This is a genomic window from Streptomyces sp. NPDC046900 (assembly GCF_040644975.1).
GTDB lineage: Bacteria > Actinomycetota > Actinomycetes > Streptomycetales > Streptomycetaceae > Streptomyces.
On sequence record NZ_JBEYXD010000067.1, the window covers coordinates 1 to 26,947 of the forward strand.

At 68.2% G+C, this 26,947-nt stretch carries 27 protein-coding genes and 5 pseudogenes; 24 read left to right on the top strand and 8 right to left on the bottom strand.

Going from position 1 to position 26,947, the window contains the following annotated elements; genetic code table 11:
• Window positions 1–212: 212 nt before the first annotated feature.
• The 5 genes and pseudogenes from ABZ904_RS38150 to ABZ904_RS38170 all read left to right on the top strand — a co-directional run bounded on the left by ABZ904_RS38150 (window position 213) and on the right by ABZ904_RS38170 (window position 3,867).
• A pseudogene (locus tag ABZ904_RS38150) lies at window positions 213–970 on the top strand (isocitrate lyase/phosphoenolpyruvate mutase family protein).
• A gap of 60 nt (window positions 971–1,030) precedes the next feature.
• A complete protein-coding gene (locus ABZ904_RS38155; RefSeq protein WP_361828730.1) occupies window positions 1,031–1,678 on the top strand; it encodes a nitroreductase family protein in 648 nt (215 codons plus the stop codon).
• Window positions 1,679–1,697: 19 nt separating this feature from the next.
• Window positions 1,698–2,081 carry an MmcQ/YjbR family DNA-binding protein gene (locus ABZ904_RS38160; protein ID WP_361828767.1) on the top strand — a complete coding sequence of 128 codons (384 nt, stop codon included), beginning with the start codon at window positions 1,698–1,700 and terminating at the stop codon, window positions 2,079–2,081.
• An 8-nt stretch (window positions 2,082–2,089) separates the two neighbouring features.
• Window positions 2,090–2,338: a hypothetical protein gene (locus ABZ904_RS38165; RefSeq protein WP_359410706.1), complete on the top strand. Its 249-nt coding sequence runs from the start codon at window positions 2,090–2,092 to the stop codon at window positions 2,336–2,338.
• A 437-nt stretch (window positions 2,339–2,775) separates the two neighbouring features.
• A complete protein-coding gene (locus tag ABZ904_RS38170; protein WP_359410707.1) occupies window positions 2,776–3,867 on the top strand; it encodes a C45 family peptidase in 1,092 nt (363 codons plus the stop codon).
• On the opposite strand, the gene ABZ904_RS38175 is transcribed toward ABZ904_RS38170, so the two are convergent.
• The 3 genes and pseudogenes from ABZ904_RS38175 to ABZ904_RS38185 all read right to left on the bottom strand — a co-directional run.
• Window positions 3,848–4,159 carry a hypothetical protein gene (locus ABZ904_RS38175; protein WP_361828733.1) on the bottom strand — a complete coding sequence of 104 codons (312 nt, stop codon included), beginning with the start codon at window positions 4,157–4,159 and terminating at the stop codon, window positions 3,848–3,850. The two genes, ABZ904_RS38170 and ABZ904_RS38175, sit on opposite strands and share 20 nt — an antisense overlap.
• A gap of 257 nt (window positions 4,160–4,416) precedes the next feature.
• Window positions 4,417–4,845 carry a hypothetical protein gene (locus tag ABZ904_RS38180; protein ID WP_361828735.1) on the bottom strand — a complete coding sequence of 143 codons (429 nt, stop codon included), beginning with the start codon at window positions 4,843–4,845 and terminating at the stop codon, window positions 4,417–4,419.
• Window positions 4,846–4,998: 153 nt separating this feature from the next.
• Window positions 4,999–5,517, bottom strand: a pseudogene (locus tag ABZ904_RS38185) (IS110 family transposase); the annotation flags it as partial.
• Here ABZ904_RS38185 and ABZ904_RS38190 point away from each other — a divergent pair.
• The 5 genes and pseudogenes from ABZ904_RS38190 to ABZ904_RS38210 all read left to right on the top strand — a co-directional run.
• A pseudogene (locus tag ABZ904_RS38190) lies at window positions 5,449–5,721 on the top strand (transposase); the annotation flags it as partial. The pseudogenes ABZ904_RS38185 and ABZ904_RS38190 sit on opposite strands and share 69 nt — an antisense overlap.
• A gap of 255 nt (window positions 5,722–5,976) precedes the next feature.
• Window positions 5,977–7,164: a CE1758 family FMN-dependent luciferase-like monooxygenase gene (locus ABZ904_RS38195; RefSeq protein WP_359410140.1), complete on the top strand. Its 1,188-nt coding sequence runs from the start codon at window positions 5,977–5,979 to the stop codon at window positions 7,162–7,164.
• A complete protein-coding gene (locus ABZ904_RS38200; RefSeq protein WP_361828737.1) occupies window positions 7,164–7,646 on the top strand; it encodes a MarR family winged helix-turn-helix transcriptional regulator in 483 nt (160 codons plus the stop codon). Before ABZ904_RS38195 ends, ABZ904_RS38200 begins: the two co-directional genes overlap by 1 nt.
• Entirely contained in the window at window positions 7,643–8,371 is a 729-nt protein-coding gene (locus ABZ904_RS38205; protein ID WP_361828739.1) for a CE1759 family FMN reductase, read from the top strand. The genes ABZ904_RS38200 and ABZ904_RS38205 overlap by 4 nt, the downstream gene beginning before the upstream one ends.
• A gap of 58 nt (window positions 8,372–8,429) precedes the next feature.
• Window positions 8,430–9,566: an NAD(P)/FAD-dependent oxidoreductase gene (locus tag ABZ904_RS38210; protein WP_361828741.1), complete on the top strand. Its 1,137-nt coding sequence runs from the start codon at window positions 8,430–8,432 to the stop codon at window positions 9,564–9,566.
• Here ABZ904_RS38210 and ABZ904_RS38215 read toward each other — a convergent pair.
• Window positions 9,475–9,993, bottom strand: coding sequence for a PAS domain S-box protein (locus tag ABZ904_RS38215; RefSeq protein WP_361828743.1), 519 nt, complete (start codon window positions 9,991–9,993; stop codon window positions 9,475–9,477). The two genes, ABZ904_RS38210 and ABZ904_RS38215, sit on opposite strands and share 92 nt — an antisense overlap.
• Window positions 9,994–10,304: 311 nt before the next feature.
• On the opposite strand from ABZ904_RS38215, the pseudogene ABZ904_RS38220 reads away from it, so the two are divergent.
• From ABZ904_RS38220 to ABZ904_RS38265, 10 genes and pseudogenes are all read left to right on the top strand, one after another.
• A pseudogene (locus ABZ904_RS38220) lies at window positions 10,305–11,308 on the top strand (SMI1/KNR4 family protein); the annotation flags it as partial.
• A gap of 236 nt (window positions 11,309–11,544) precedes the next feature.
• A pseudogene (locus tag ABZ904_RS38225) lies at window positions 11,545–11,919 on the top strand (SMI1/KNR4 family protein); the annotation flags it as partial.
• An 803-nt stretch (window positions 11,920–12,722) separates the two neighbouring features.
• Complete coding sequence (locus ABZ904_RS38230) at window positions 12,723–13,763, top strand: ABC transporter substrate-binding protein (RefSeq protein WP_361005376.1); 1,041 nt, start codon at window positions 12,723–12,725, stop codon at window positions 13,761–13,763.
• A gap of 47 nt (window positions 13,764–13,810) precedes the next feature.
• Complete coding sequence (locus ABZ904_RS38235; protein WP_359410126.1) at window positions 13,811–14,389, top strand: hypothetical protein; 579 nt, start codon at window positions 13,811–13,813, stop codon at window positions 14,387–14,389.
• Window positions 14,386–15,198 (top strand): ABC transporter ATP-binding protein, encoded by an 813-nt coding sequence (locus tag ABZ904_RS38240; RefSeq protein ID WP_361005373.1) that lies wholly within the window; start codon window positions 14,386–14,388, stop codon window positions 15,196–15,198. The genes ABZ904_RS38235 and ABZ904_RS38240 overlap by 4 nt, the downstream gene beginning before the upstream one ends.
• Window positions 15,195–16,793: an ABC transporter permease subunit gene (locus tag ABZ904_RS38245; RefSeq protein ID WP_361005370.1), complete on the top strand. Its 1,599-nt coding sequence runs from the start codon at window positions 15,195–15,197 to the stop codon at window positions 16,791–16,793. The genes ABZ904_RS38240 and ABZ904_RS38245 overlap by 4 nt, the downstream gene beginning before the upstream one ends.
• A 216-nt stretch (window positions 16,794–17,009) precedes the next feature.
• Window positions 17,010–17,966 carry a ribokinase gene (gene rbsK, locus ABZ904_RS38250; protein ID WP_361005366.1) on the top strand — a complete coding sequence of 319 codons (957 nt, stop codon included), beginning with the start codon at window positions 17,010–17,012 and terminating at the stop codon, window positions 17,964–17,966.
• 1,008 nt (window positions 17,967–18,974) lie between these two features.
• Entirely contained in the window at window positions 18,975–19,340 is a 366-nt protein-coding gene (locus tag ABZ904_RS38255) for a hypothetical protein (RefSeq protein WP_361005363.1), read from the top strand.
• Between the two features lie 118 nt (window positions 19,341–19,458).
• A complete protein-coding gene (locus ABZ904_RS38260; RefSeq protein ID WP_361005360.1) occupies window positions 19,459–19,905 on the top strand; it encodes a DUF6230 family protein in 447 nt (148 codons plus the stop codon).
• 210 nt (window positions 19,906–20,115) lie between these two features.
• Complete coding sequence (locus ABZ904_RS38265) at window positions 20,116–20,544, top strand: VOC family protein (RefSeq protein ID WP_361005357.1); 429 nt, start codon at window positions 20,116–20,118, stop codon at window positions 20,542–20,544.
• Window positions 20,545–20,613: 69 nt separating this feature from the next.
• Here the strand turns inward: ABZ904_RS38265 and ABZ904_RS38270 are convergent, their stop codons facing one another.
• From ABZ904_RS38270 to ABZ904_RS38280, 3 genes are all read right to left on the bottom strand, one after another.
• The gene (locus ABZ904_RS38270; protein ID WP_361005354.1) at window positions 20,614–21,072 is read right to left on the bottom strand and encodes an SMI1/KNR4 family protein; all 459 of its coding nucleotides are present in this window, start codon (window positions 21,070–21,072) and stop codon (window positions 20,614–20,616) included.
• 195 nt (window positions 21,073–21,267) lie between these two features.
• Window positions 21,268–21,846, bottom strand: a complete 579-nt coding sequence (locus ABZ904_RS38275; protein ID WP_361005351.1) for a hypothetical protein — start codon at window positions 21,844–21,846, stop codon at window positions 21,268–21,270.
• 174 nt (window positions 21,847–22,020) lie between these two features.
• Complete coding sequence (locus ABZ904_RS38280; RefSeq protein ID WP_361828747.1) at window positions 22,021–22,209, bottom strand: hypothetical protein; 189 nt, start codon at window positions 22,207–22,209, stop codon at window positions 22,021–22,023.
• Between the two features lie 669 nt (window positions 22,210–22,878).
• Here ABZ904_RS38280 and ABZ904_RS38285 point away from each other — a divergent pair.
• Window positions 22,879–23,631: an SDR family NAD(P)-dependent oxidoreductase gene (locus ABZ904_RS38285; protein ID WP_361828749.1), complete on the top strand. Its 753-nt coding sequence runs from the start codon at window positions 22,879–22,881 to the stop codon at window positions 23,629–23,631.
• A 494-nt stretch (window positions 23,632–24,125) separates the two neighbouring features.
• Here ABZ904_RS38285 and ABZ904_RS38290 read toward each other — a convergent pair whose 3' ends face one another.
• On the bottom strand, window positions 24,126–25,589 hold the full coding sequence (locus ABZ904_RS38290) for an NAD(P)/FAD-dependent oxidoreductase (RefSeq protein ID WP_361002026.1): 1,464 nt from the start codon (window positions 25,587–25,589) through the stop codon (window positions 24,126–24,128).
• A 233-nt stretch (window positions 25,590–25,822) separates the two neighbouring features.
• Here ABZ904_RS38290 and ABZ904_RS38295 point away from each other — a divergent pair, with 233 nt between their 5' ends.
• From ABZ904_RS38295 to ABZ904_RS38305, 3 genes are read left to right on the top strand one after another with little or no spacing between them, the layout of a single operon-like run.
• Entirely contained in the window at window positions 25,823–26,245 is a 423-nt protein-coding gene (locus ABZ904_RS38295; protein WP_361002023.1) for a hypothetical protein, read from the top strand.
• Window positions 26,246–26,274: 29 nt separating this feature from the next.
• On the top strand, window positions 26,275–26,622 hold the full coding sequence (locus tag ABZ904_RS38300; protein ID WP_361002021.1) for a DUF6247 family protein: 348 nt from the start codon (window positions 26,275–26,277) through the stop codon (window positions 26,620–26,622).
• Window positions 26,619–26,942 carry a hypothetical protein gene (locus ABZ904_RS38305; RefSeq protein ID WP_361002018.1) on the top strand — a complete coding sequence of 108 codons (324 nt, stop codon included), beginning with the start codon at window positions 26,619–26,621 and terminating at the stop codon, window positions 26,940–26,942. Before ABZ904_RS38300 ends, ABZ904_RS38305 begins: the two co-directional genes overlap by 4 nt.
• The last annotated feature ends 5 nt before the right edge of the window (window positions 26,943–26,947 follow it).

A 26,947-nucleotide genomic window follows, 5' to 3' on the forward strand; every position in this document is an offset into this window, starting at 1 on the left:
AGTTGTCAACTCCCCACCCCCCACCACCAAAGCCCCCCCCCCCGGTGGGGGGGTCGGACGGTTTGTTGTTCCCACCCGCCGCCCGGGGCCGCGCCCGCCCCCCGGTACCCCTCTCACCGATCCGATGATCTTTCAAGAAAGGGCTTAACGTGCCGGGCTCTGAGCTCTACGAGAGATTCATGGCGTTGCACACCCGTGACGGCGGGTTCGTCATGCCGAACGCCTGGGACGGCCTGTCGGCGTTGATGCTGGCCGATGCCGGCTTCGAGGCGATCGCGACGTCGTCGGCGGCACTTGCCTTCACGCTCGGCCGCCTCGACGGGCGGCACGAGGTCACCCGCGAAGAGCACCTGGAGCATGCGCGGTTGCTCGGCCAGCTCACCGGGCTGCCCGTCAACGGCGATTTCGAGGACGGGTACGGCGACACGCCGCAGGACGTCGCAGCGACGGTGGAGGCGGCCGTGGCGTCTGGGCTGGCCGGGATCGGGATCGAGGACACCTCGGGTGATCCCGAACGGCCGATCCGGGGCTTCGACGACGCCGTCACCGCGTTCGCAGCGCGGTCGACGCGGCCAAGGGGCGCATCGTCGTCACCGGCCGGACCGACAACTTCATCCAGGGGCGGCCCGATCTCGATGACACCATCCGGCGTCTGACGGCCTTCGCCGAGGCCGGCGCGGATGTGCTCTACGCGCCATTCCCACCCGATCGCGACGCACTCGTCGCGATCGTCACCGCCGTCGCGCCGACACCGGTCAACGTCCTCATCTCGCCGGCGGACAAGGTGCTGACCGTCCCGGAGTTGCAAAAGGCCGGGGTCAAGCGGATCAGCTTGGGTCCGATGCTCTACGCGAACGCGATGGGGGCCCTCGAACACGCCACCAAGGCGCTCGTCGCGGGCGACCTCGCCGCGGCGACGACGGGCATGAGCTTCGACCGTATCGGCGCACTGCTCGCCGGCAAGAAGTAGCCCGAACCCTTGAGGATCTCTACCCATCAACCACTGATCGTAAGAAGAAGGCAGACTGACGTGGACCTCGACAAGCTCATGAACAAGCACCTCACCAGGTATTTTGACCCCAGCAAGACCATTCCGGAAGAGACCCTGGAGAAGTTGCTGAGGTTCCTGCGCTCCACGCCGACGTCGGTGAACATCCAGCCGAACCACTTCTACGTCCTCGCCACGCCCGAGGGGAAGAAGCAGCTCGCGGACAACCTGGGCGAGCGGTTCCAGGACAACGGCGAGAAGATCCTGAACGCGTCGCACACCATCATCCTCACCACCCGGGCTGACGTGCCCGACAGCCACCTCGAGGCGGTGTTCAGCAAGGAGAGGGCCGACGGCCGGTTCCCTGACCCGTCAAAGCAGGAGCTGTGGGAGTCGATGACCCGGGACTTCCTCAACCTGCGCAACTACGGCTACAAAGACCTGAACCACTGGATGGAGAAGCAGACCTACATGGCGGTGGGCCTGACCATGATGGCGGCCGCCGAGCTCGGCGTCGAGGCCACACCGCTGGAGGGGTTCGACCCGACCAGTGTCGACAAGGCGTTCAAGATCCGCGAGACCGGACACAGCACGACGGTGCTGCTGGCCCTGGGCTACCCCGACCCGGAGAGGGTGTACACCAGCCCGATCTCGCGATTCGACGCCGCCCAGCTGTTCACCTTCATCTAAACACCCGGAGTTGATCACCTTGGACGGACAGGAGCTGCAGAAGATCGCGGGCGACTGCACTGTGGAACTGCCCGGCGCCGACCTGGAGCATGTTTTCGGCCCCGACTGGGAGGTCTACAAGGTGCGCGGCAAGGTCTTCATGCTCATGACCGACATGCCGGGGCGCCCCGTCGTGATCCTGAAAGCTGATCCGGACGACGCCGCAGCGCTGCGTGAGCAGTACGCAGACATTACCCCCGGCTATCACATGAACAAGAGGCACTGGATCACGGTGGAAGGCGGGGACACCGTCGACGAGAAGCTGGTGAAGGAACTCGTGATCGAGTCCTACCGTCTCGTGGTCGGCGGGCTTCCCAAGTCCGCGCAGCCCGTGGATCCGCGCACCTACGGCCGCCGCGCCTGACCTTCGTCATGCCCATCAGCGGCGAGAAGCTCCAGGACAGAGCGCGCGACACGGCACTGGCGCGGCCCACTGACGGTCTGGCGGTGGACTTCGTTGTCGAGGCCGATCGAGCCGAACTGGGTGAGATCGTGCAGCGGCTACAGGACGGACGGCTGCGGACAAACATCGGTGACGTCGCGAGCCTCGATGACGCCATCGGTGCCCTCAACCCGACCACGCGACGCAGCGGGAAGACAGTCATCCGCGTACGCCCGTAGGCAGCGGACGGCCACAGTCCGACTGGCGGGTCATCCACACGGTGCAGGAGATGAAGCGGCTCGGCCGCGACGCCGCAGAACTCCCCCGCAGCCCCGTCCCGTTGGTCTGCGTACGCATCCTGCAGGGCACCACTGCCGCATTGATGGTGCCTCAGGTCCTCGCCATCGGACCTGAACGTGAACTCATTGACCAGGCCTTCACCGACCAAATGCACAACGAGCGCCGCCTACTGAACCTGCTGACGCCCACCGAGACCACAACACTCGAAACGCTGCTCACGACCTGGCTCTCCCGTATGGCACAGGCCGCACCAGCAGCAACTGACCAGACACCTATCCGAGCCGCGACCTGCTGGAAAGACGGTATGACGCAGCTTGGGAACACGGGTGATCGTCGCGTGCATCGCGTCGACTTTCGGATTAGGAGAACCCACTTCATGCCCAGCCCCACGGTCTTCCGATCAGCTTCCGCCGCCCCCGGCGACCGAGGACTGCTCCTCGGCCGCGCCTTCCCGGACCAGATCCGGCGGACCTGGGAGTTCTACAACGAACTCTTCGCTACCGCCGGGGCGGCTCGGCAAGACGTCACCAAGTGGGGCCAAGAGGCCTTGGAGCACATCGGCGCGCTGGCCCCCGACCTAGCCGCCGAGATCGACGGCATCGCCCGCGGCTCCGGCCTGCCGCCCCATCAGATCGCCGCGCTCAATGCCCGCACGGAGATTCTCGGCCGACTCGGGCAGCAGCACCCGGAGTGCTCGACCGTCGTCCACACCCCGGCCGACGGCGGCCCACCGGTCACCACCCAGGCCTGGGACTGGCACGACGGCATGCGCGATAACTGGTTCGTGTGGACCGTCGAGCACCCGGACGGCCGGGTGGTGCGCACGCTCACCGAATACGGCATCGTCGGCAAGATCGGAGTCAACTCCCGCGGACTCGGCCTCCACTTCAACATCCTCGGCCACCGCTCCGACCAGTCCCCCGAACACCACGGCCCATGGCTCCCCGTCCACGTCCTGGCCCGCCTGGTACTCGACCGCTGCGCGACCCTCGACGAGGCGAAGGCACTGGCCATGGGCACCCCGGTCGCGGCCTCTTCCGCGCTCACCCTGTGCGACTACGAGGAAGGCCGCGCCCGCGCCGCCACCGTCGAAGTCAGCCCGGTCGGTCCCGCCCTGCTCCAGCCCGGCGACGACGGCTACCTGCTCCACACCAATCACTTCCTCGCCCCGAACCTGTCCCCCGGAGAGACCATCGGAACGCAGGACCCCGGCACCTACCACCGCTTCGAGGCCCTGCAGCGACGCACCCGCCCGCTGGATGCCCCGGACCGCGGCGCCCTGCTGCAGGTCCTCACCGTCCATCTCGCCGAGGGCGCGGCCCTGTGCTGCCACGCGGCCCCGACCGCGCCACTCGGCCAGCGCTGGGAAACCCTGGCCACCGTGTCCCTCGACGTCACTACAGGCCACCTCGCCGTCCACCCCGGTGGCCCCTGCACCGCCCAGCCCCTCACCTGGACACAGGTCTGACAGATCGCCCGCACAACGCTCCGGCGCTCACCTGCCCGCCCAGGCCGCCGACCGCGGACCGGCCCATCAACCGCACCGTCATCCGCCGTCCGGCGACCGCGCCGAACAGTCCGAAGACCTTGCCGCGCTCCTCGGGGGAAAGCGGCACGCACAATGGCGGCTCGGGGAAGTCGACCTTCGGCAGCATGCCGTTGACGAACTGCCGGAACGGCGGCCTGAGTTTGGGTTCCTCGGCCTTGCCGAGCTTGGCCAGCTTCAGCTTCCCCCCACAAAAGGGCAGTCGTAGCAGCACGATCGATCAGCTTGACACGCTTGTCCAGCAGCCAACGACCGTTCGTGAGAACCTGCACGTCACAGGCCATGGATCGGGTTTTCGGCACTCGCAGACCGCGGACCCTATGCCTGACCAGCGGAAACACAGCTATCAAGCCCGGAAAGACAACAACTTCTCAGGGTGTGGACTTCGCCATGTCGACTGAGTCGTAAATGGGGAACACATTGTGCAGTCCCGTGCGGCGCCGTACCGGTGGCGTTTTCCGTTTTACCTGGTCAGAGGATCCCGTGTTCCTCGTTGTGCGCGGTGGCCACCGCCACTGCGGCGATCACGCCGTAGGTGAGATGGTCCGCCACTTGCGGCCACCGTGGCAGCGCACGGATCTGGGCGGTACGCCTACCCGGCACACTCAGGTCAAGCGCGGCGATGGCCAGTCCGGCGAGCGCGCCCCACGCGGTGGTCGCCCGCCGCGGCAGCACGGCCGCGAGCGCCACGCCCCAGCCCACACTGAGCCCGAAGTGGACGGGGATTGCGGCAGCGAGCAGTCGCGACGAGCGTGCTTCGTCCGGCAGCAGGAGCGATCCGGCCGCGCGGGTCGCCGCCAGCGGATCGCGCCGCGTGGCCAGGGCGTGCACCGTCGACGGCACGCCACTGAGCACACCGGCGACGATGCCCGCGCGCATCCCGGTTCCGAGGACGGTCATGCCCTTGGACTACACCGTGCTGGGGCGCTCCGCAATGACCGAGGTTCCGGTGGCCAACTGCTCGGCCGCCGGGTATCCAAGCCTCCGCTTACCGATAAACGGGCTTGTCTGGTCGAAGGGGGCCCTGATCGGGTGGTCGCGGTGCGGTCGGTGCATGAGGGTGTGCTGTCGGCCAGCGGCTCCCGCTGCGGTGCAGGCAAGCGCGGCTGACCAGCGGGCTCCGCGGCTACGCAGCCACTTCTGAAGGCGGCTGGCGCCGAGTCGGCGAATCGCGCCGGGGGTCTGGTAGCCCGTCAGCAGGATCAGCGGTTCCATGGCGGCCAGGTTCAGCTCACGCTCGAGGGCGGGGAAGATGCCGGCCAGCAGGCCGCGCAGGCGGTTGGAGGCACGGGTGCGATCGCAGACCAGGTCGGTGCGTCGAGCTGTGAGGAGCTTCGGCTCTGCCATGGCCTCGTCCGCGGCCCTGAGCGGGCTGAGGTCCCGAGGCACCCTCGCCTGGTCGGCGATGATCAGCGCATCGCGCGCGTCGGTCTTGCCCTCGCCTCGGCAGCTCCCAGACGCACGGTTCACGGCCCGGCCGGGCATGTAGAGGGGCCGCTGCCCATGGCTCGCCAGCAACGTGATCACCACGCCGGCACAGCCGTCCGGAAGATCGATCGCCCACGTGTCCTCGACCGCAGCAGGCGGTACACGGAGGAGTTCACACGGGACGCGGTCGCGCTCGTGCGCTCCTTCGGGAAGACCGTCACCGAGGTGGCCCGTCAGATCGAGGTCAGCCCCGAAGGACTGCGGAACCGGGTCACGCAGGACGCGAACGACCCTGGGCAGGGGGCGCCGGGAGAGCTGACGAGGGCCGAGCGCGAAGAGCTGCGCCCACTGCGCACCGAGGCGGTCAGGGCGAGGCCGCGTCGTTGGGGTGCGGAGCCTTCGTGCGTCTCGCCGTCGTCCCTCTCCCCCGGTCGCCGCTGCGCTGCCGATCCGGGCCGTCCCGCCAGGTGGCCACCGTCGGCGCCCGAGTCGCCCTACGGGCTATGCCGGGGATCACAGCGCCGCTGGTCGACTCCAGGGGAATACATGCCCAGTCATGTTGTTGATTTGCATGCGAAGTCATGTATCAACAGGGAGCGCAACATGCAGTTCGGAATCTTCGGGGTCGGTGACATCTCGCCCGACCCGACCACGGGACACACCCAGAGCGAGGCGGAGCGGATCGCCAACCTGATCAAGATCGCCCGGCGGGCCGACGAGGTGGGCCTCGACGTCTTCGCGCTGGGCGAGCACCACAATCCACCGTTCGTGATGTCCTCGCCGCCGGCGCTGCTCGCCCACATCGCGGCGCTGACGGAGCGGGTCATCCTGAGCACCGCGGTGACCCTGATCACGACCAATGACCCGGTGAAGATCGCCGAGGACTACGCGATGGTGCAGCACGTCGCCAAGGGGCGGCTGGACCTGATGCTCGGCCGCGGGAACACCGTGCCGGTCTATCCGTGGTTCGGCAAGGACATCCGCCAGGGCGTCCCCCTTGCCCTGGAGAACTACAACCTGCTCCACCGGCTGTGGCGAGAGGACGTGGTCGACTGGGAAGGACAGTTCCGCACCCCGCTGCAGGGCTTCACCGCCACCCCGCGCCCGCTGGACGACGTCCCGCCGTTCGTGTGGCACGGCTCGATCCGCAGCCCGGAGACCGCCGAACAGGCGGCGTACTACGGCAACGGGTTCTTCGCCAACCACATCCTGGCCCCGAACTTCCACTTCAAGCCGATCGTCGAACTCTACCGGCGACGGTATGAGCACTACGGCCACGGCACCGCCGAGCAGGCCATCGTCGGACTGGGCGGCCAGGCGTTCGTCGCCAAGCGCTCCCAGGACGCGGTCAACACCTACCGGCCCTACTTCGAGAACTATCCGGTCTTCCGCGGCTCGAAGCTGGAGGACTACATGGCGGGCACGCCGCTGACCGTCGGCAGCCCACAGGAAGTGATCGAGAAGGTCCTCACCTTCCAGGAGGGCTTTGGGGACTACCAGCGCCAACTCTTCTCCGTCGACGCCCTCGGCCTGCCCCTCGACATGGCGCTGGAGCAGGTCGAACTGCTGGGCACCGAGGTGGTGCCGGTGCTGCGCAAGGAGATGGCGGCCCGCCGTAAGCCCGGCGTCCCCAACGCCCCGACGCACGCTTCCCTCATCAAGGCGAAGTACGGCGATGCCGAGCCGCGTCAGCCGCGCCCGAACCCGAACCGAGGCGACAACCTGTCGGGCACCTCGCCGTACCAGGACAGTGACCCGGCCGTCGAGGCCAGCTTCCCGGCGGCGTTGTGATGACCGGCGTCAGCCGACTGGCGAACGAGGCCTGGGAGGCGATGTTTAGGGCCCAGGCGACCCTCGCCCGCGAGTTCGAGTACGAGGGCGACTGGGGTGGCTTCCCGCCGCGCGAGTACGGCGTGCTCTACGCGCTGGCCGGAGCGAGGGACGGCTTGCGGATCACCGACCTGATCGACGACGCCCTGCTCACCCAGGCAGGGGTGTCCCGCCTCGTCGCCCGCCTGGAGAAGCGGGGGCTCGTCGAACGGCGGCCCGATCCCGACGACGCTCGCGCCTGCCGCATCGTTCTCACCGCCGAAGGCCGTGAAGTGCAACGGCGCCTCGGCCGCGCACACGCCCGGCACGTCACGACCGCGATGACGAGGGCTCTGACTCGCGAACAACTGCAGACGCTACGCGAGTTGGGCCGCGCACTTCTCGCCGCGGCCCCGGCCACCGCCGCCCACCACACGAAAGCACCCGCGAGGGACACCACATGAACGACCTCACCCCCGCCGCGACCTCGGTGACGATCGCCGTCGTCAACGCCGGCGTCAGCGATCCGTCCTCGACCCGGCTGCTCGCCGACCGCATAGCCCAAAAGACAATCGACACCCTCGGGGCGTCGGGCACGACAGCCACCGTGCGCTCGCTCGATCTCGGTCCTCTCGCCACGGACACCGCACAGAGCATCGTCTCCGGCATCCTGGGCCCGAAGGTGCAGTCGGCCATGGAACTGCTCGCCCGGGCCGACGCGATCATCGCCGCCACACCGGTTTACAAGGCGGGGATCAGCGGCCTGTTCAAGTCGTTCGCCGACCTGATCGACAACGACCTGCTCATCGCCAAACCCGTCGTCCTCGCCGCGACGGGCCAAAGCACACGACACGCCATGGTCGTCGACGACCAGCTCCGGCCGCTGTTCGCTTTCCTGCGCACCATCCCGGTGCCCACCTCCCTGTACGCCGCACCCGAGGACTGGGCGTCGAGTGACCTCGGCAAGCGCATCGCCCGAGCCGCACACGAGCTCTCCGTCATGCTGCGCAGCGGAGCCGGCCGGAGAATCGCCGACAGCAACTGGAGTAGCTACGACCACCAGTTCGGCGGTAACGCCACACGGGCCGAGCGGTCCCTGGACGGCGTCGACTTCACCACCGACCTCATGCGACTCGCCACCGGCGCAAGCGCACGCCCTCACGATGGTGACCGGACCGATGTACGTTGACGCACCCGCCCCGGAAAGGGGACTGGCGCAATACGAGCGAGCAGGCCGACGCGCGACGGTGGTGGTTATAGGAGGCGGACAGTCGGGGCTCTCGGCCGGCTACCACCTCAAGCGGCGCGGCTTCGCCAGCGCCCTGACCGGCCCGCACGGCCCCGGCAACGAGAAGACCTTCGTGGTACTCGATGCCGAACCGGCGGCCGGCGGGGCGTGGCAGCACCGCTGGGAGTCGCTGCGGATGGGGACCGTGAACGGCATCTTCGACCTGCCCGACTTCCCGCAACCACCCGTCGACCCCGACGAGCCCAGTCGCATGGCGGTGCCGCGCTATTTCGCCGCTTTCGAGGAGGCGACCGACCTGCCGATCCTGCGTCCGGTGACCGTCACCTCCGTACGGACCGTGGACGACCGGCCCGACGGAGAGCTGGTGGTGGAGTCCAGCGCGGGGACGTGGACCACCCGGGCGGTCATCAACGCCACCGGCACCTGGACCAACCCCGTCCGACCCCACTACCCGGGGCAGGAGAGCTTCACCGGCATCCAGGTGCACACCCATGACTACGTCTCGGCCGACCGGTTCGCCGGCCTGCGGGTCGCCGTCGTCGGCGGCGGCATCTCGGCACTGCAGCAACTGGAGGAGATCTCACGGGTGGCCACCACGTTCTGGTACACGCGTCGCGAACCCATCTTCCGCGAGGGCCAGTTCGAGCGCGAGGTCGCCGGCCGTGAGATCGTCGCCAAGGTCGCCGCCGACGTCGAAGCGGGCAGGCCCACCGGCAGCGTCGTCTCCTACACCCACCTGGCCTGGACTCCCTACGCGCTGGCGGCAAAGGAACGCGGGGCACTGCGGCGCCGTCCCATGTTCACGGCCATCGAACCCGACGGCGTCCGCGAGGCGGACGGTTCCTTCACGGCCCTCGACGCCATCGTGTGGGCCACGGGTTTCAAAGCCGCCCTGGCGCACCTGGAGCCCCTGCGGCTGCGCAACGAGCTCGGCGGAATCACCATGCGCGGCACCCAGGTGGCCGACGAACCACGCGTGCACCTGGTCGGCTTCGGACCCTCCCAGTCCACCGTCGGCTCCAACCGCGCCGGCCGTCAGGCGGTCAACAGCCTGCTGCGGCAGTGGAAGGCCACCGCACCGTCCCTCGCCGGCCCGACGGGCACGTCCAGCGAAGAACCGGAGGTCCAGCGGTGACGTCCCGCAGGACGGCGGCCACACCGTATACATGCCCGCGGTCATCGTGCAGGAGCGTGGCGTGGAACTCGACGGACAGGCGCGTGCCATCCCTGCGCGCCGCCGGTGCCGCCGCGAGGTCGCCCAGCTCGGCCATCACGCCCCGGGGCACAGCGTGCCGGTATCCGCCCCGGTGGGCCGCGCGGAGCTCCTGAGGAACGATCAGGTCCACCGGCCGGCCCATGGCTTCCTCGGCGGAGTAGCCGAACATCCGGGCAGCACTCGGGTTCCATCTCCGGATGACACCGCTGCGATCCGCCACGATCACAGCTTCCACTGCCTCATGAAGGACATCGGGCGCGTAGGCGGCCGGGAGTTCGCCGGAGGGCCCGGTTGGGCCGTCAGCCGTCGACGGCCGAGTGGGGCAGGCGGGCGGTGCATCGGTCATGGCTGCTCTCCTTCATCACAGGGCCGGCCCGGCGCGGGCAGCGGCGCCGACCGGTGCGGTGCGGCCCCGCCGGGCTGTCGTCACGAGCGGGCGGGCGCACCAACGTTCGCGGCGGTGAACCCGGGCCGCTCTGCCCGGTCATGACGGTGCTCGGTCGCCCGGTCCGCGGCCCTTCCCCACGAGCGCCGCTCAGGCTCGATCCGGCCGGCTTGCGCCGTTCGTGCCGGCCAGGCCGACGGCCCGGGCAACTCCCTGCCTTCGGTGTCAGTGGACCCGCGTACGGTCTGCGCCTGGTTGATCAGAATTCTCGCTTGCCCTCGGTGCACGACTTCGTGACCTGGGAGCCCGTGCTGCGGCTTCTGCGGGACAGCGGTGCGAAGGAGCAGGCTGCCCCGTCCATCCGCGTGGCGGGACGCATCGGCCGGCAGGGCTGGAGCCTGCCCCTGCGGCGACGGCTACCCCCGCCCGGTCGGGCCGCCCAGGCCGAGGACATGCGAGACGAGATGGAGGCGGTGGAGCGGGTGCGTCACGCGCTCGCGGACGCCGGTGTCGACGACGTCTCGTTCACAGCGGAGATATCGCCGGCCGGCAAGACCGCACTCCGCCTGCTCGGGCCCAGCCCGGCCGTGGAGCCCGGCATCGGCACCCCGCACCGGGGTCGCTCATCCTGGTTGAGGGCGCCGTTGCCCAGCCCTGGCTCTGTCTTCCCGACCCGGTGCCTGGGGCGGTGCCGGCCCCTTCGGCGGATCCGGCGTTGCTGGAGCGGACGCTCCGTGAGCGGTTGCCCGGCGCCATCGGTGCGACGGAGGCGGAGATCGCCGCTGCGGAAGCGCGGCTCGGCGTCACCCTGCCCGAGGAACTCAAGGTGCTCTACCGGGTGACACGGGCACGGTGGGAGGACTGGGGCGACGACGACCAGGCAGCAGAACGTGAATGCATGGCGGTCGGCTGCGAGCTCTTCGCGTTGGACGACCTGTACATCGCCGACGCGTCGTCCCGCCACTGTCGTTCGAAGTTCGCGGCGATGGAAGCGGTCGTCACCCCGCCCGACGCCGCGGTGCAGGGCCTGGTTGGCTCACCCGGCTGGATCGCCTTCGGGGACAAGTGCGGTGGCGACCGGCTGGCCCTCGATCTGACACCCGGCCCGCGCGGACACGTCGGGCAGGTCATCATCCTCAGCCACGAGGAGGACATCGGCGCCTGCCTGGTCTCCGACTCGCTCACCGACCTGGTGATGAACCAGCGCAGTAAGCGACGTGGCGGCTTTGGCGGGGACCAGCCGCCGGCCGTGGCCCGCGTCAATATTCGAAGCGTCTCTGATTGGCTTAGCGCGCCTGAGCGTTGCTCAGCCTTGGGAGTCAATCGCCTTCGTGCCCTGGTACTGAACGACAGGAGCCGCCGGCCCGCGTGGCACGTCCCTGCGGACGCTGGTCGATCGGGCCGCAAGACCCGACCGAGGAGGGTGCCCGACGTCGCCCGGACGCCGGGCGTGCGCGCAGCACCCTGCCACAGGCTCACTACGCTTCGCTACTCCAACTGGTGAGCCCGCCAAACATCGAGGCCACCGCACACCCCGGCTTGGAGGTCCTGTCCATCGGCGTATGGGACGCCGAGCCACTCAGCCTCGCCCCGGTCACCGAGCTACCCCGCCTGCGAACCCTTACCGCCTACCCCGGCACGCTCACCGATCCTCTGGAGATCGCCGAGCTCACCACACTGGAGTTCCTGGAACTCGGCCCGGAGGAATGGCGCGTCCTCCTCGACGCCGGAGCCGTCCCGCGCAGCCTGTCGGCCGCCGCCATCCATGTGCACGGCAACCACGACCCCCTGCCCATCGTGGCCATCGCCAACGAAATCCTGGCCCTCTGGCACCGGCCCCAAATCATCCAGACCGTCCTTGAAGGCAACCTCGGGCCCATGCCTTAGCCGACAGGGGGCAAGCACCAGGTCGCAGGCCCACTCGTCACAGACCGGGACGAGAACGCAGCACGCAACCTCCCCGCCCTTGCGGCGAGGGCAGTAACGGGTACCACAGTGGCCGCAGACCAGGGCGCATCAGCGCCGAAGCCTGGTGGAGCCGACCAGAAGACCCGCACCACCCGTCCCCGCCACCCGGCGCGGACAGGACGGGCAGGGCGGGCAGGTGGCGCAGCCCTGCCGCACCAGCGGCAGACAGAAACGAGAGACCGTACTCAAGCCGAAGCCCTCACGCTGTGGTGATGTGACGGACCTTCCGGGCCGCAATGCCCGGAATGTTGAGACCTGAGTACGGTCTCGGCAACGGATGACGTCGCCAAGGTTCGCCCCTGCCGGGCAAGCGCCGTGCATTTCTCTAAATTGGTGCCTGGAGGGGATGGCGCGCAGCAGGCGGGAATGCTTACTGTTTCCCCCGGCAGCGCATCGGGCGCTGTCGTGGAGCGATGAATCGAGGAGGCCTGCGATGCTTAGCGTCAGCCCTTGGCTCCTCGGTGAAACGTGGCGGCGTTCCAACTCACGCGCGCCCGCGGGTCTGATCTGAATCGATAGCCGCACCGTCCTCGTGCCCATCTGGCCTTCGAGGCGGTTTTAGCACACCTCCTTTTTCGGGCCTGTTTCTTCAGGTTTCCGTGTGCCGCGCTCGACGTCACTGTTGCACTCATGCGCCCGTCCGTGACTGGACGGCAGTGGGGTCGGCATGGATTCGTCACTGGCGTCTCAACGACGCCCGCTTGTCGCCATGAGGACATATCATGCTTTCACGTCGTCTGTCCCGTCACGCCCGTACGCGGTGCATCCGCGTTCTCGCCTCGGTGGTTGCCGTCGCCTCTGTCAGTCTCCTGTCCGGTTGCGGGGGCGACTCGTCCGCCGCTGCCGGCTCCAAGGACGCGACGCTGCAACTGGGGTGGATTGCCAACGTCGAGAACATGGGGCCGTACACGGCCCTGGATTCCGGCTACTTCAAGGACAAGAAAGTCAACGTCACCGTCGCGCCGGGCGGGCCGAGCGTCACCGTGGAGCCGCTGGTCGTGAGCGGCAAGGCCCTGGTGGGCCTCACCTCGGCCGACATCGCGGCCAAGGCGATCATCGCGGGGGCGCCGATCAAGATCGTGGCAGCCACCCTGCAGACCAACCCGACCAGCGTCATGTCGCTTGCCAAGGCGCCCGTCAACACCCTCAAAGATCTTGAGGGCAAGCGGCTGTGCATTCAGACCAGCGGCCTGGAGACGATGAAGACGGTCCTGAAGGCCAACAAGATCGATATGGCCAAGGTCAAGTTCGTCACTGCGGACTTCGACCCGTCACCGCTGGTGACGGGCCAGTGCGACGCCTTCACGTCGTTCCTCAACAACCAGCCGATCACGTTGGCCTCCCAGGGCGTGAAGACCAAGGTCTTCCCGTTGAGCGACTACGGCTACAACGTCGTCGCCGACGCCCTCGTGGTGAGCGACAAGACCCTGGCCGACCCCGCCAAGAGGGCCGCCGTCGTCAAGATCATCTCCGCTCTTGCCCAGGGCTGGCGCAAGGCTCTGGACAACACCGACGCCGCCACACAACTCGTCGTGGACAAGTACGGCAAGAACCAGCACCTCGACCTCACGCAGCAAAAACTCGGCGCCAAGACCTACCTCGGCCTGGTTCAGAGCGACGAGACCAAGCGCAACGGCCTCCTCTCGATCAGCGATGCCACCGTGAAGGCCAATATCGCCACCCTGAACCTGCTGGGCATCCGCATCACCGCGGACCAGCTCTTCGACACCTCGCTCATCGCGGACGCCAAGCCGGTCGACTGACGCCGGGCCGCGCTCACCCTCCGCCCCATCACAACGAAAGCCGAGTCATGCCTGCTCACCACTCGAAAGACCCGTGGACCCGCGTCACCAGCGTGCACGGGTTCCCGGCCGATGAACTGATCGCCGCGCTGCAGAAGTCGATCCGGCGCGGGCTGCTCGACAACGCGCTGCTGGTGGCGCGGGAGATGTACGAGACCAGTGCCGAGCTCGAAGAGCACCTGTGGATGCGGTTGTCGGTGATCAGCTGCGAGGACACCGGCGACGGCAGCTTCCAGGAGCCGATCGTGATCAACTCGCTCTACCAGATGCACCAGCGCCTGGACCGCAGCTTCGGCGACCGATGGCTCTTCGCCGTCCACGCCGTCCGCTTCCTCACCGGACGCACCAAGGACCGCACCACCGACGAGTTGGCCAACCTCACCGTCCACGACGTCAACGCGGGCAAGCGCCCCGATTTCCCCGACTGGGCCCTGGACGTGCACACACGGCGGGGCCAGGAGATGGGCCGCACGGTCCAGGACTTCTGGACCACTCACTCCCATGTCGAGAACGAACTCCCCGACCGCGATCACCAGTACCTCGACCGGATCAAGGAGCTGCTCGCCTCCGGAAAGTGGCAGGCATGACCACCGCCGTCCCGAGCCAGGGCACCACCGGCACCCGGCGCGGCCTCATGGCCGAGGGCCTGGGCCGAACGTTCGCCACCAAGCAGGGCGAAGTGGTCGCCCTCTCCAACGTCGACCTCGCCACCCGACACGGCGAGTTCACCGCACTCCTTGGGCCCTCGGGGTGCGGGAAGTCGACCCTGCTCAAGATATTCGCCGGACTCGATGGCCCCACCAGCGGCGCCGCAACCCTGGACGGCAGCGCTCCGGACGCGGTGCGCAGACAGCACCGCATCGGGGTCGCCTTCCAGGACGCCGCCCTGCTGCCCTGGCGCAACGTGAGCGCGAACATCGCCATGGCCTACGAGGTCGCGGGCCGGCCCACCGACAAGGCGGCCATCGCCGACCTGATCTCACTCGTCGGCCTGAAGGGCTTCGAGAAGGCCCGCCCCGCTCAACTGTCCGGCGGGATGCGCCAACGCGTCGCACTGGCACGGGCATTGGCCCTCGAACCCGACGTCCTCATGCTCGACGAGCCGTTCGGTGCCCTCGACGAGGTCACCCGGCACAGGCTCAACCTGGAGCTTCAGCGTATCTGGCAGGAACGGGCCATCACCACACTGCTGGTCACCCACTCGATCAACGAGGCCGTCTTCCTCGCCGACCGGGTCGTACTGATGGCGGCCCGGCCCGGTCGCGTCGTCGAGGTGCTCGACATCGAACTCGAGCGCCCGCGCACTGCGGATATTATGCGCTCGCCGCGCTTCCACGAGCTGTGCGACCACCTCTCGGCCGGCCTGTACGGCGAGTCCACCCGGGAGCCGCGATGAGCGGGGCCCCCGAACCCGTCACGGTGGCAGGCCTTAGGTCCGCGCTGCTGCGGCTGGCGCCCGCCGCCGTGATCGTGGCGCTGTGGACACTGCTGGCCGTCAGCTTCACCGGCCTGCGAGTGGTGCCCACACCGTGGGCCGTCATCCATGCCTTCCTGGACGACCTGCCGGTCTACGGTCCCAACGTCTCCTCGACGCTGTCGGTGGCCGGCGTCGGGTTCCTGGTCGGCAACGGCGCCGCACTCGCACTGGGCGTCGTGTTCGTCCAAGTGCCCTGGGTCGAGCGTCTGCTGCTGCGGATCGCGGTAGCCAGTTTCTGCGTCCCGCTGGTCGCCATCGCCCCGATCCTGGTCGTCGTGCTCCCGGGAGACGCGCCCAAGCAGACACTGGCCGCGCTGTCGGTGTTCTTCACCACCTTGATCGCGGTGGTGCTCGGACTACGTTCCGCCGACCCCGCCTCACTGCAGGTCGTGCGGTCCCTGGGCGGCAGCCAGTGGCAGGCGATGTTCAAGATCCGCTTCTTCGCCATGCTGCCGAGCCTGTTCGGAGCACTCAGGATCGCGGCGCCCGCGGCACTGCTCGGCGCGATCATCGGCGAGTACCTCGGGGCAAGCCAAGGCCTCGGCGTCATGCTCGTCCAGGCCCAGTCCTCCTTCCAGGTGCCACGGACCTGGGCCGTGGCACTGGTCATGTCAGCCCTCGCCGGTCTCGCATACCTGGTCTTCGGAGTCATCGGACGCCTTATGACACCGTGGGCCGCCCACGACGTCACCCTCGTGACCGTCTCCCAACCGCCCCCGCCCCCTCGCCGGATGTGGGCCGCGGTGACGATCCCCGTCCTCGGCGTCGCCGGATCCATCGCCATCGTGATCGCCTGCTGGTACGCGCTGATCGCGGCATTCGACCTCAACGCCTACTTCGCCAAGACACCCCTGGACGTGCTGCGGTTCATCACCTCCAGCCCCGAGGCATCCGAAAACCGGGCGTCACTGTGGAGCGGGCTGAAGATCACCCTGACCGACGCCGGAGCGGGATACCTGTTCGGAACCCTGGCGGCGTCGCTCACCGCTCTGCTCATCGTCACCTCCAAGACCTTCGAACGCGCCGTCATGCCGGTCGCGATCGCGCTGCGATCCGTTCCGCTGGTCGCGATGACACCCCTGCTGGCGCTCGTCTTCGGGCGGGGACTGACCGGGGTAACCGTCATCGTCTCGATCGTGACGTTCTTCCCCACCCTCATCAACGTCGTCGTCGGGCTCCGCTCCGCCCCCGCCCTGGCCACAGACGTCGTCCGCTCGCTGGGCGGATCGGACACCCTGGCCACCCGCAAGGTGCGCATCCTCTACGCCCTCCCGGCCTTCTTCGCCTCCGCCCGCACCGGCGTCCCCGGCGCACTCGCCGGAGCAACCCTGGCCGAATGGCTGGCGACAGGGCAGGGAATCGGCTCGATGATCGTCCAGGACTACGCAGGGTCGCGTTTCGATGCACTGTGGACCGAATCCGTCGTGATCGTGGTCGTGTCCGTGCTCTTCTACACGGCCATCAGCGCACTGGAACGGCCCATCACCAGACGATTCGCCGTCGGCGGAGCATAGCCCGCAACCACCAACAAAGCAGCCTCGTACCGGCCTTACCGCCGTGGAATGCCGGACCCGAACAAGCCCGCCACCCGGGCGCCGCGCTACCAGCCCGGCACCGGGACCGGACGGGATCCGACCAGGCCCCACCACACCAAGGCACCAGCACAACTGCGCAGGGCACAGCCACGTGGCCGTGCCCCCGCTCATGCCCACAACAGCAGGAGGACCGCGATGCCCCGGACCGGTGTTCTCGTCGTCGGCAGCATCACCGCGGACGTCACCGCGTTCAGTCGGCGGCTGCCCCAACCCGGCGAAACGGTGCTGGGGGACGACGTCACCCTCGTCCTCGGCGGCAAGGGGGCCAACCAGGCGGTCGCCGCCGCCCGGGCGGGCGCACCCACCTGGATGGTCGGCTGCGTCGGACAGGACCTCTTCCGCGACCTCGCACTGGAGGGCCTGCGCGCACACGGGGTACAGACCTCCGAGATCCGCACCGTCCCCGACCGCACCGGTGTCGCCCACATCCGCGTCGACGCCTCCGGTGAGAACGACATCGTCATCACTCCACTGGCCAACACCGCCCTCACACCCGACATGGTCGACGCCAGCATCGCCAAAACCCGCAATCACACGCGCGTCATGCTGCTCCAACTGGAGGTCCCCGCCGAGGTCACCCGCCACGCCGCCCAGGCAGGGACCGACGCCGGGTACACCGTCGTCCTCGACCCGGCACCCGCACAGCCGCTGCCCGACGACATCTGGGCGCACGTGGACATCGTCACCCCCAACGAGAGCGAGGCCACCGCCCTGACCGGCATCACCGTGGACGGCCCCCACACCGCCGAACAAGCCGCCCACTGGTTCCTCGACCGAGGCGTACGCCACGCACTGATCACCCTCGGCGCAGCCGGGGCCATCTCCGTCACCGCACACGCAGTCCGGCACCACCCCGCCTTCCCCGTCACCCCCGTCGACACCACCGCGGCCGGCGACGCCTTCACCGGCGCACTCGGCGCAGCCCTCGCCGCCGGCCTGGACACCGACACCGCCCTCCAACGCGCCATGGCCGCCGGAGCCCTGGCCACCACCCGCCCCGGAGCAAGCCCCTCACTCCCCGACCTGGCCGCAGTCCACGCCCTGCTCGCCACCGCCGATTCTGCAGCCGACCTGGAAGAAGCCGCCCCGTAAGGCGCACCAACACAACACTCACCAGGCAACCCGGCCCCGTCAAACCCGAGACCGCCACACCGGCCAACTCATCGACACCGACGCCGGCCCACCCACCCCACCCGGCACGAAGCAGACGGACCCCGGCCCTCACCCAGAACCTGCCACGCTTCCTCGATCCGCTCGACGCTGCCCCAACCCCAGGCGGCAGTAACAGACGTGCTCCTGCCGAAGCAGACCAACGAGGCAGGTCCTGCTGCGCGCCGAGATCGAGAAGCGGTACGCGCCAGAGCGCCGCACTCCCCGCGCATTGCCGCCGCGGACTTCTTCACGCAGGCCCGCATCGCACAGGTCTCGACCGTACTGCCCCCACGGCAGGACAGGGACACAGTGAGCTGCCCGAAGGGCAGTATCTGGCCCCGCAGCCACAGCACATGGGCCGCACCCGGACAGCCAGATGCGCTCGCCGTCACGGACGAGGCCGTCGAAAGCTGGTCCAGCGGCAGGTCTCGACCGCCGGCGCCCCCTCCGGGGCTCCATGGTCGAACTCCTCACGGGCGCAACGGCCGGAGACGACGGCCGGCCTTTCCCCGGCCGGAACCGAATCATCTCGGCCGGCAACCGCACCGCTCGATAGGACACGGGCGGACAGCCCGGCGGCGCCGGCGCGCAGACGGAAGACCAGTGAGGAAGTGGCCCGAGCCGGCCGGGCTTTGGCCTGTGCCTGGATGCCTGATGCGCCGGAGTGAACGACGAGCGAGCCATCCTGGCGTACTCGGCCTCGACGCGCACCTGCAGCAGCGTGGGCGCCCGCGTCAGTGCGGGCCCGCTGCGAGCGGGGCCGCCTGACCTGCAGCTGGCACACGAGCCGGCCCCACCCCAATAGGCGCAAGTCTTCACTTGTTGGCCGAATTGACTCTTGTGGTGTCCGGTTCAACCACGGGACGTTGGCGTTGTATGGGCCTCCCTTCGCCACAGCAAAGGACATCGGCGGTGCATCTACGCAGGTTAGGACGTGCAGGTGTAACAGTGATTGCCGCTGCCATCGCCTCGGTTGCCGCTGTGACACCGGCATCCGCTACGGGACAGGCTTCGGTCTATGACCGTCAGGCCGAAGCGGGTCGAGTGAATTTCTTCCGGACTGGGCCGAACCACTATTACTTCGACTTCCGGGTCTCCGACACCCAGTGCGACGGACACTCCGTCTATGCGCAGTATCAAAGGGCTGGAGCCAGTCGACGAACCATTCCGAACTCCGGGGGCTGCGGCACACACTCGGACTACTGGCGTCATTTCACAACGGGGCAGAGCATCAAGTACCGGGTCTGCGTCGACAAACCCTGGTACATCGGCGACACCTGCGGTCGTTGGAAATGGGACACCACGGGTGGCTGAGCCGCGCTGAAGGCTGTCCAGTGAGGCTGGTTGCCATCTGCCGTGAGCCAGGCCCGGGCAGACACCACACCGCAGGCCCGCAAGCCGAGCCCCTTGCCGTCAGCCGATCTTGCGCGCGGTGGCACGTGCCGGCATCCAAAGCCGCGCCGAACTCCTGGTCGCGCTTGCGCCTCTGGTTCCCGTCCTGGTCTCGGGCCTCAAGGAGTCAAAGACCGAAGGCCTTTGTCAATCCACAGTCGTTCGAGACTTCCCGCTCATCGGCACATTCACGGTAAAGCTCACCGCAAGGCAAGTCGTGGCGCGCGACACATACAACGATGTAATCCAAAGCAGTTCCAGTTCTTACACACTGAGGAAGTCGGTCACCGGCATCGCCGTCGGCGCTAGCAGAAATGGGCCGGGCGTCAGGGCGGGGGACAAAACTAACCCCGCAAGTCGGGCAGAGGAGGCCGATTCCATCCTGGTGAACAACTCCAAGCAAGTCGTGGTGGCCACGAGCGCCGATATCGTCACTACGAGCGGAAGCAGGGTGAGATTCTATAGGGGCATCAACGAGTGCTTCTAGCTGAGGGTTGACCCGCAACTGATCATGGCACGAGGGGGGTTGGTCAGGACTGGATCCTGAGGACCACTGGGGCCCTCCGCTGCCACGTCGCGTCGTTCTCGTGGACTGTCCGGTTTGATCACTTGGTCTACAAGGTGGCCCAGGGCGCGACGGGTGGCGGGTGGATCCGCCGGAGGATATGAGCGGCGGAATCCCCTTGCTATGGTGCCGATGTCGGCGATCAAGAAGTTTCAAGTCACCTTTGACTGCGCAGAACCTGAGCGCCTCGCGCGCTTCTGGTGCGAGGTGTTGGGGTACGTCGTACCGCCGCCACCGGAGGGGTTTGCCACGTGGGACGATTTCAATCGTTCACAGCCACCTGAGCAGCGGGATTCATGGTTCGCCTGCATAGATCCCTCAGGAGTGGGCCCGCGACTGTACTTCCAGCGCGTCCCCGAAGGGAAGGCCGTCAAGAACCGGGGGCACCTTGATGTGCGGGTCGGCACCGGACTCGTGGGTAAAGAGCGCCTCGCCGCACTCGAGGCCGAATGTGCGCGACTGGTCCCGCTCGGCGCGGTACACGTGCGAACGCTGTACGACGGCAATGATGCGTGCATCCCGATGCTGGACATCGAGGGCAACGAGTTCTGTATCGACTGACCATTCTCCGAGCCGGACAGGTGGGGAGCCGCCTTACAACAGCTAACAGAATGGGCCTCGCCGGCTGACCTACAGAGATCCCGGCTCGCCATCGGCGACGAACCGCGTCAGGGATCGCTCCAGCAGTTCCAGAAACTGCCGCAGGTCGTCGGCTACCTTGTCGAGCTCCGGTTCGTCCAGCGACGCCGTCCGTGTCCGATGAACCGACCCGTCAGGGCCCGCGACGTAGGACAGGCCGCCGCCATTTGAGCCGATGACCAGTCCGTGGACCTTCTGGTCCGCGCCGACGTCGACAGCGCCGTACTCCTGGAGTCGCACAAGGACGTCACTTGCCGAATCGAGGAAGTAGCCGTTGCCGATGTCCGCCCAGGTGACGTCGCCGATGCTGTCGTAGAAGGTGACCAGGTCGGCCGAGATGAGGCTCGCTTGGGCAAGCGCGCGAGCCGCGGTTTGATCGTCGCGGTTGGCCGGCCGGACCTCGTTGGTGCCAGGGGGAAAGCCGTGCCGACGCTCGAACTCGCCGGTCATTGCCGTGAGGGTCCCCCAGACTCTGTCTGTCCACGAGGCCAGCCAAGCGGGTGAAAGCGAATGGTCACTCATGAGGCCGGATCATGGCATGGACCCCGGACATCCATGAGGTGACCAGCGGCCTTGCTGTGGAACGTCACGTAATTCCCCACCAGCGGCGTCAGCTTCCCCGCCCACACGTTCGAACGCCACGTCTCAGGTCTCGGGGACCCATTCCACGGGAGGGGGCATGCGACTGTAGTGGGGTCCCCTGGTGCCGTACTGGGCGAGGTGCAGGATTTCGCCGCCGACCTGGAGCTCTGCCGGCGGAGGGTTGGGAACGGAGATCCGCGGGTGACGCTGGCCGTCGATAACGATGCCCTCCCGGAGTTGGTTCCGGCCGTCCGCCCAGCTCTGGGCCCGCTCGCGAGTCCACGGGTTCTGCAGGGTCCGCGGGGCGGCCGGGTCGTGATCGTAGCCGTTGAGGCTTCGGACGAGACCTTCGCTGTAGACACCCTTGACCCGGAAGTTCTCCAGGTCATCCGCGCGCACGACCATGTTGACGTACCGGCGGCCGTTGCCTCTGTGCCGCCCGACCGCATGCCAGCGACCCCAGCCAGGGTCCCAGCGCATGGGCGGGATCCACAGCAGGGCGCCTACCGGGAAGTGCTTTGTGCCACGCTGGATGTCGAGACCGCTCTCGCCGCGCGCGGTTTCCTGCGCCACGTTGGCCACCAGGCACCAGCCCAGCAGCCCGTCCGGTGTCTCTTCTTCGGTGGGTTCCGTGTCTGCCACACCGAGAATCTTCAGGCACGAGACGGGACGCGAACCAGCTCTTATCAGCTGAGCCGACCGGAGCACAGGCCCGTACGTCGGCCCGGGCAGGCGCAGCAGTACCAGGGCGGCTCGGTGACCTACAGCGGACCGGGTTCGTGTGGTCGCCGAGCGGATTGGCAGGCAGCCGTCGTGCTACCAGGCGGGCGAGGTGATCAGGTGGACCCCGGGGGCGCCACGGTCGTGGACACCAGCCGTGTCGTGTTCCAGCTGCCCGATCGGCAGGTAGCTCTTCAGGGCGGACAGGTGGACGCCGTTGATGTCCGGGCCGGCGACCTGGTGCACACCGACGGGCGTGTAGACGGATCCACTTTGAGTAGGCATCCCAGATGCGGTCGGTCTCCCGGGCGGCGGGCTTCAGCAGGATGTCCGGCGTCGGGGTGGGCGACGACGTCGTAGCGGCCACCCTTGCGGGTACGCGGCTCCGCGGGCCAGCTCCTTCTCTACCTCGGCGAACTGGCCATCGGACGGCTTGGGAAGCTTGGGCGGCCCCGGCGAGACGAGGGCGCCAATCCCACCCCCGCCATGCACGCCGCCAGCGTTCCACCGACCGCTCACTCACCCGCAGATCCTTGGCGATCACTGCGGTCTTCTCACCGCGAGTGAACCGCTCGCCCGCCTCCTACCAGATCCGCTCGCGAAACCGCTCGCTCCGCGGTCAGTCCGCCACCCTGCGCGTACCGCATATCACCGGCCCACCGCATGGATCAGTACACGTCACCCCGACAACACTCCGGAGAGTTCAGCAAGCGCCGCCTTGGACGGCACACACCTTGAACGGTCCTTGGCGGTGCTGCGCATCCCGCCAGGACCCCGGCCGCCTAAACACCGTCGAGCTAATGGCGGCCATCGCAATCGCCAATGGCCGAGACGGAATCCCAGGAAATGAACATTTGCTCTCGATCACGTCAGCTGACGAACGAGGAGACGGGCAACGGAAGCGGCATGGCCGCACCCGATTGCGCTCTCATTTCCGATACGAAGGACGAACTCATGAGCTCTTTTGATCTGGCCGGACGCGTGGCCCTGGTGACCGGAGCGACCAGCGGCATCGGCGCCGCCACCGCAGCGCTGCTTGCGGAGCGCGGCGCACATGTGCTGGTCACGGGGCGTGACCGCTCCCGCGGTGAGGCGGTCGTCGCCGCCATCCGTGACCGGGGAGGCAAGGCCGACTCCCTCACAGCCGATCTGGGCAAGGCGGAGTCGGTGCGGCAACTGGCGCGGGAAGCCGGCGACCTGGGCGGCGGCCGTGTGGACATCCTGGTCAACAACGCGGGCGCCTTCCCGTTCGGTCCGACGGATCAGACGCCGGACAGTGACATGGACGCCGTCTACGCCCTGAACGTGAAGGCGCCGTTCCACCTGGTGGCGGCCCTGGCCCCGGCGATGGCCGCACATGGGCGGGGAGCGATCGTGAACGTCAGCACCATGGTCGCCGAGTACGGCGTCCCTGGCATGGCGTTGTACGGGTCGAGCAAGGCCGCGCTGAACCTGCTCACCAAGGCGTGGGCCGCCGAGTTCGGCCCGCATGGGGTGCGAGTCAACGCCGTTGAACCCGGCCCGACCCGCACAGAGGGCTCGGCCGGCATGGGCGACGGCCTCGACGCCCTCGCCGCCCAGGCGCCCGCCCGACGAACCGCCTCCGCCAAGGAGATCGCCGACGCGATTGCCTACCTGGTCAGCGACGCGGCGAGCTTCGTCCAGGGCGTGGTGCTGCCCGTAGACGGCGGTCGCACAGCCGTCTGATATCCGGTAACCGCCAGGCCAGCGGGGCACTCAACCGCCATCCCACGGTCTAGCCTCCCCCAGGAATCGCCGCCTCGAGTGTCGCTGGCCCTCGAGGCGGCGCTGGTGCCGGAGGCGCGCACGCGATCGCTGCAGGTGTTCGAGCACCGGCGGCGCCGAGCGTGCTCACGAACGAACCGGCGGAAGCTCGCCGGCCAACAGACGGGCGACGATGGGCCGATGCATCTCGGGCATGCACATCGCCTCGCCCGCGGCCGCAATGACCTGGGCTGCCTTCGGACGAAGCATCCGCACGCCGTCCTCTGCGGCGAAGCAGGGCCACGGTCTCCGCGGTCAAGGGCGGCGCCGACCGGGACGGCGGCATCCTCGGCATGGAGCTGCTGCGCCTGGGTCTGGAGCGGGGCCGCACGGCCCGGGAGGCGCTCGACGTCATCTGCTCGCTGGTGGAGCGGCGCGAATCGCGAAGCCCCCACATCAACTCGGTGGATCGAGGCTCAATCCGAGCTGATGAGCCTGTACTCCTCAGGGTCCAGCACCTGGGTGCGCTTCCTGTACTCCCGCATATAGCCGGGCCAGTTGGCGACTATTCGGCCTGTGCCGTCGCGGTACCAGGAGTCGCAGCGGGTCCACGCTGTCCCCGCGAATCGGGCCTGCAATGCGCGGTCCCCGGCGGCCTCGACCTCCGGACGCACCTCGATCGCGGCCGCGCCGTTGTGCTGGACCCACTGGAGTGCCTGGCGCAGATAGCCGGCCTGGGCCTCCAAATAGAAGATGATCGAGCCCCCGGAAGTGTTGGTGTTGGGCCCGTACATCAGGAAGAGGTTGGGGAACCTGGGGACTGTGATGCCCAGATGGGCGTGCGGGCCGCCGGACCAGGCCTCGCTGAGCGTGCGACCGCTGGTGCCGGTGACCTCCGTTGGCAACACGAAGTCGTTGGTGCGGAAGCCAGTGCCGTAGATGACGCAGTCCACCGGGTGCACCCGGCCGTCCGCGGTCTGGGGGCCTTCCGGCCGCATCCGGACGATCGACTCGGTCACCAGCTCCACGTTCTCGCGCTGCAGGGTGGGCAGGAATGTGGAGCTGAACAGGACGCGCTTGCAGCCGAACTGGTAGTCCGGCAGAGCACTGCGGCGCACCTCGGGATCGCGCAGCTGCCTGCGCATGAATGCGGCGGAGAGCGCCCCGCCGAGTCGGCCCGCAGTGCGCGGGTGGCGGATGGCGACCGTCAATGACCCTGCGTAGCAGGCGATCAGGCTGCGCCACAGGCTCCGCGTCACGGGGACACGTCGGAAGAGCTCGTGCACCGGGCGCGCATAGGAGCGGTTGATCCGCGGCAGATACCAGTTCGGTGTGCGTTGAAAGACCGTCAGGCCCGCAACTTGGTCGGCGATCTCGGGGACGAACTGGGTCGCGCTGGCCCCCGTGCCGATCACCGCGACCCGCTTTCCGCGCAGGTCGTAGCCATGGTCCCAGCGTGCGGAGTGGAAGCTGTGGCCGGAGAAGCAGTCCAGGTCGGGGATCCTGGGCAGGGCCGGCTGGTGGAGCTGCCCGGTGGCCATCACCACGGCGTCGGCGGTGCGGGTGGCGCCGGGACATCCGTCAGTGTCCTCGACGGAGACCTTCCAGGTGCGGGAGCGCTCCTCCCAGCGGCAGGCGGTAACCCTGGTGCCCGGGGTGATCAGCCGCTCGACGCCGAACTCCGCGACTACCGCGCGCATATACTCCAGGATCTCGTCGCCCGGGGAGCAGACTCGGGACCACTCCGAGCGCTGGGCGTAGGAGTAGGAGTACAGATGGCTAGGCACATCGCAGGCCGCGCCCGGGTAACGGTTGAAGTACCAGGTGCCGCCCGGTTCGGGCGCGGCCTCCAGTATCTCCAGATCATCGAACCCGTACCGCCCGAGTTCTATCGCCGCCGCGATCCCGCCGAATCCCGCGCCAACGACAACCACCCGCATGAGCGCCTCCTCCACTCTCCTCCGCGAGGCTAGCGCGCCCCTCGTGCCCTAACGTCGCACGGCCACCACGAACATGCTGGAGATCGTCGGCGGCCGCACGAGTTTCCCTCCCCGGCTGAAGCCGGGGATACCCCCGCAAGATCAACGAACGGAGGTGCCTCGATGGCATACCGATCCGATCCGTAGTACCGTTTCAATAGGTAGAACTGCAACCGCGACAACGGGAGCCACACATGCCTGCAGTAGGCGAGAGTGAGCGCGCCCCCAACATCGCCAAAGGCGTATGGGACGCCGCCGGAGCCCGCGCCAAGTCCGAGGGCCTGCCTCTCATCTGGATCATGAGCCGCGCCCTCACCGAGTACGCCGCAGGAACCCTCCCTCTGCCCCACACCACCACCGATGGGCACGCAGGGAACCGGCGCGGACGCAGCGTCTTCGCGTCCCACGCGGTATGGAACGGCGCCGACAGGCAACGCACAAAGGACAACGTCCGCTCCATGTCCGCGCTCTGCGAGATCCTGCTCCACGCCTACGCCCGCGGCGACATCCACCCCTACGCCCGCATGGTCACGACGGCACAGCGCGAGGCGCTCGCTGCTGCCTCCGGCACACCCCACGGGGCCACGGGCCCCACGTCCGTACCCGTAGCCGCCTGACCCGCTGTCGTCATGAAAGGACTCAACCAATGACAGCCGCCACAGTCGGCATGCGGGGACCCATCCCTCCCATGCCCGAACGCACCCCCAAAGCGCTGCGCGCTGCCATCGCAGAGCACACGCCCAAGCTCCTGCCGGACTTCGACCGCAATTGGCGCGAGAAGATCGCCGACACCTACGACCTGGCACCCCTCCCCGCCTTCATGGCCCGGTGGTGGGCCGAATTCGCGCTCGCCAGGGATCCTCAGCTGCAGGCCAAGGTTCACCGCCTGGAGGACGAGGCCGCGCACGCCACCGACAACGCCCACGCCAAGGGCCTTGTTGAAGAGGCCGGACGCCTGCGCCGCGAGGCGAGCAAGGCGGAACCCGGCCAGTGACAGCCGAGTTCATGGGCCCTCCGTGGCAGGCCGACTGGACGAAAGAAGCCGAAGACAACAGGAACGCCCTGCCCCTACAGACCCGCTCCCTGGTCGACGCGGCCCGCGCCGAACTCGTCACCGCGAAGGACCCCTACTTCCGGGGCATCGACAAAGCCGCGGACCTGCCCGCCGGAATGAGCGTCGAACCCGTCCAGTCCACCCGCCCCGGCGGAGCCCACATCATCTACTTCGATCATGGCAGGGGATGGCTGCGATACGTCTTCACCCCCCGCACAGCCGACCCCCAGATCGTGATCGATGAGTGCATCTGGCTGTAGACGAG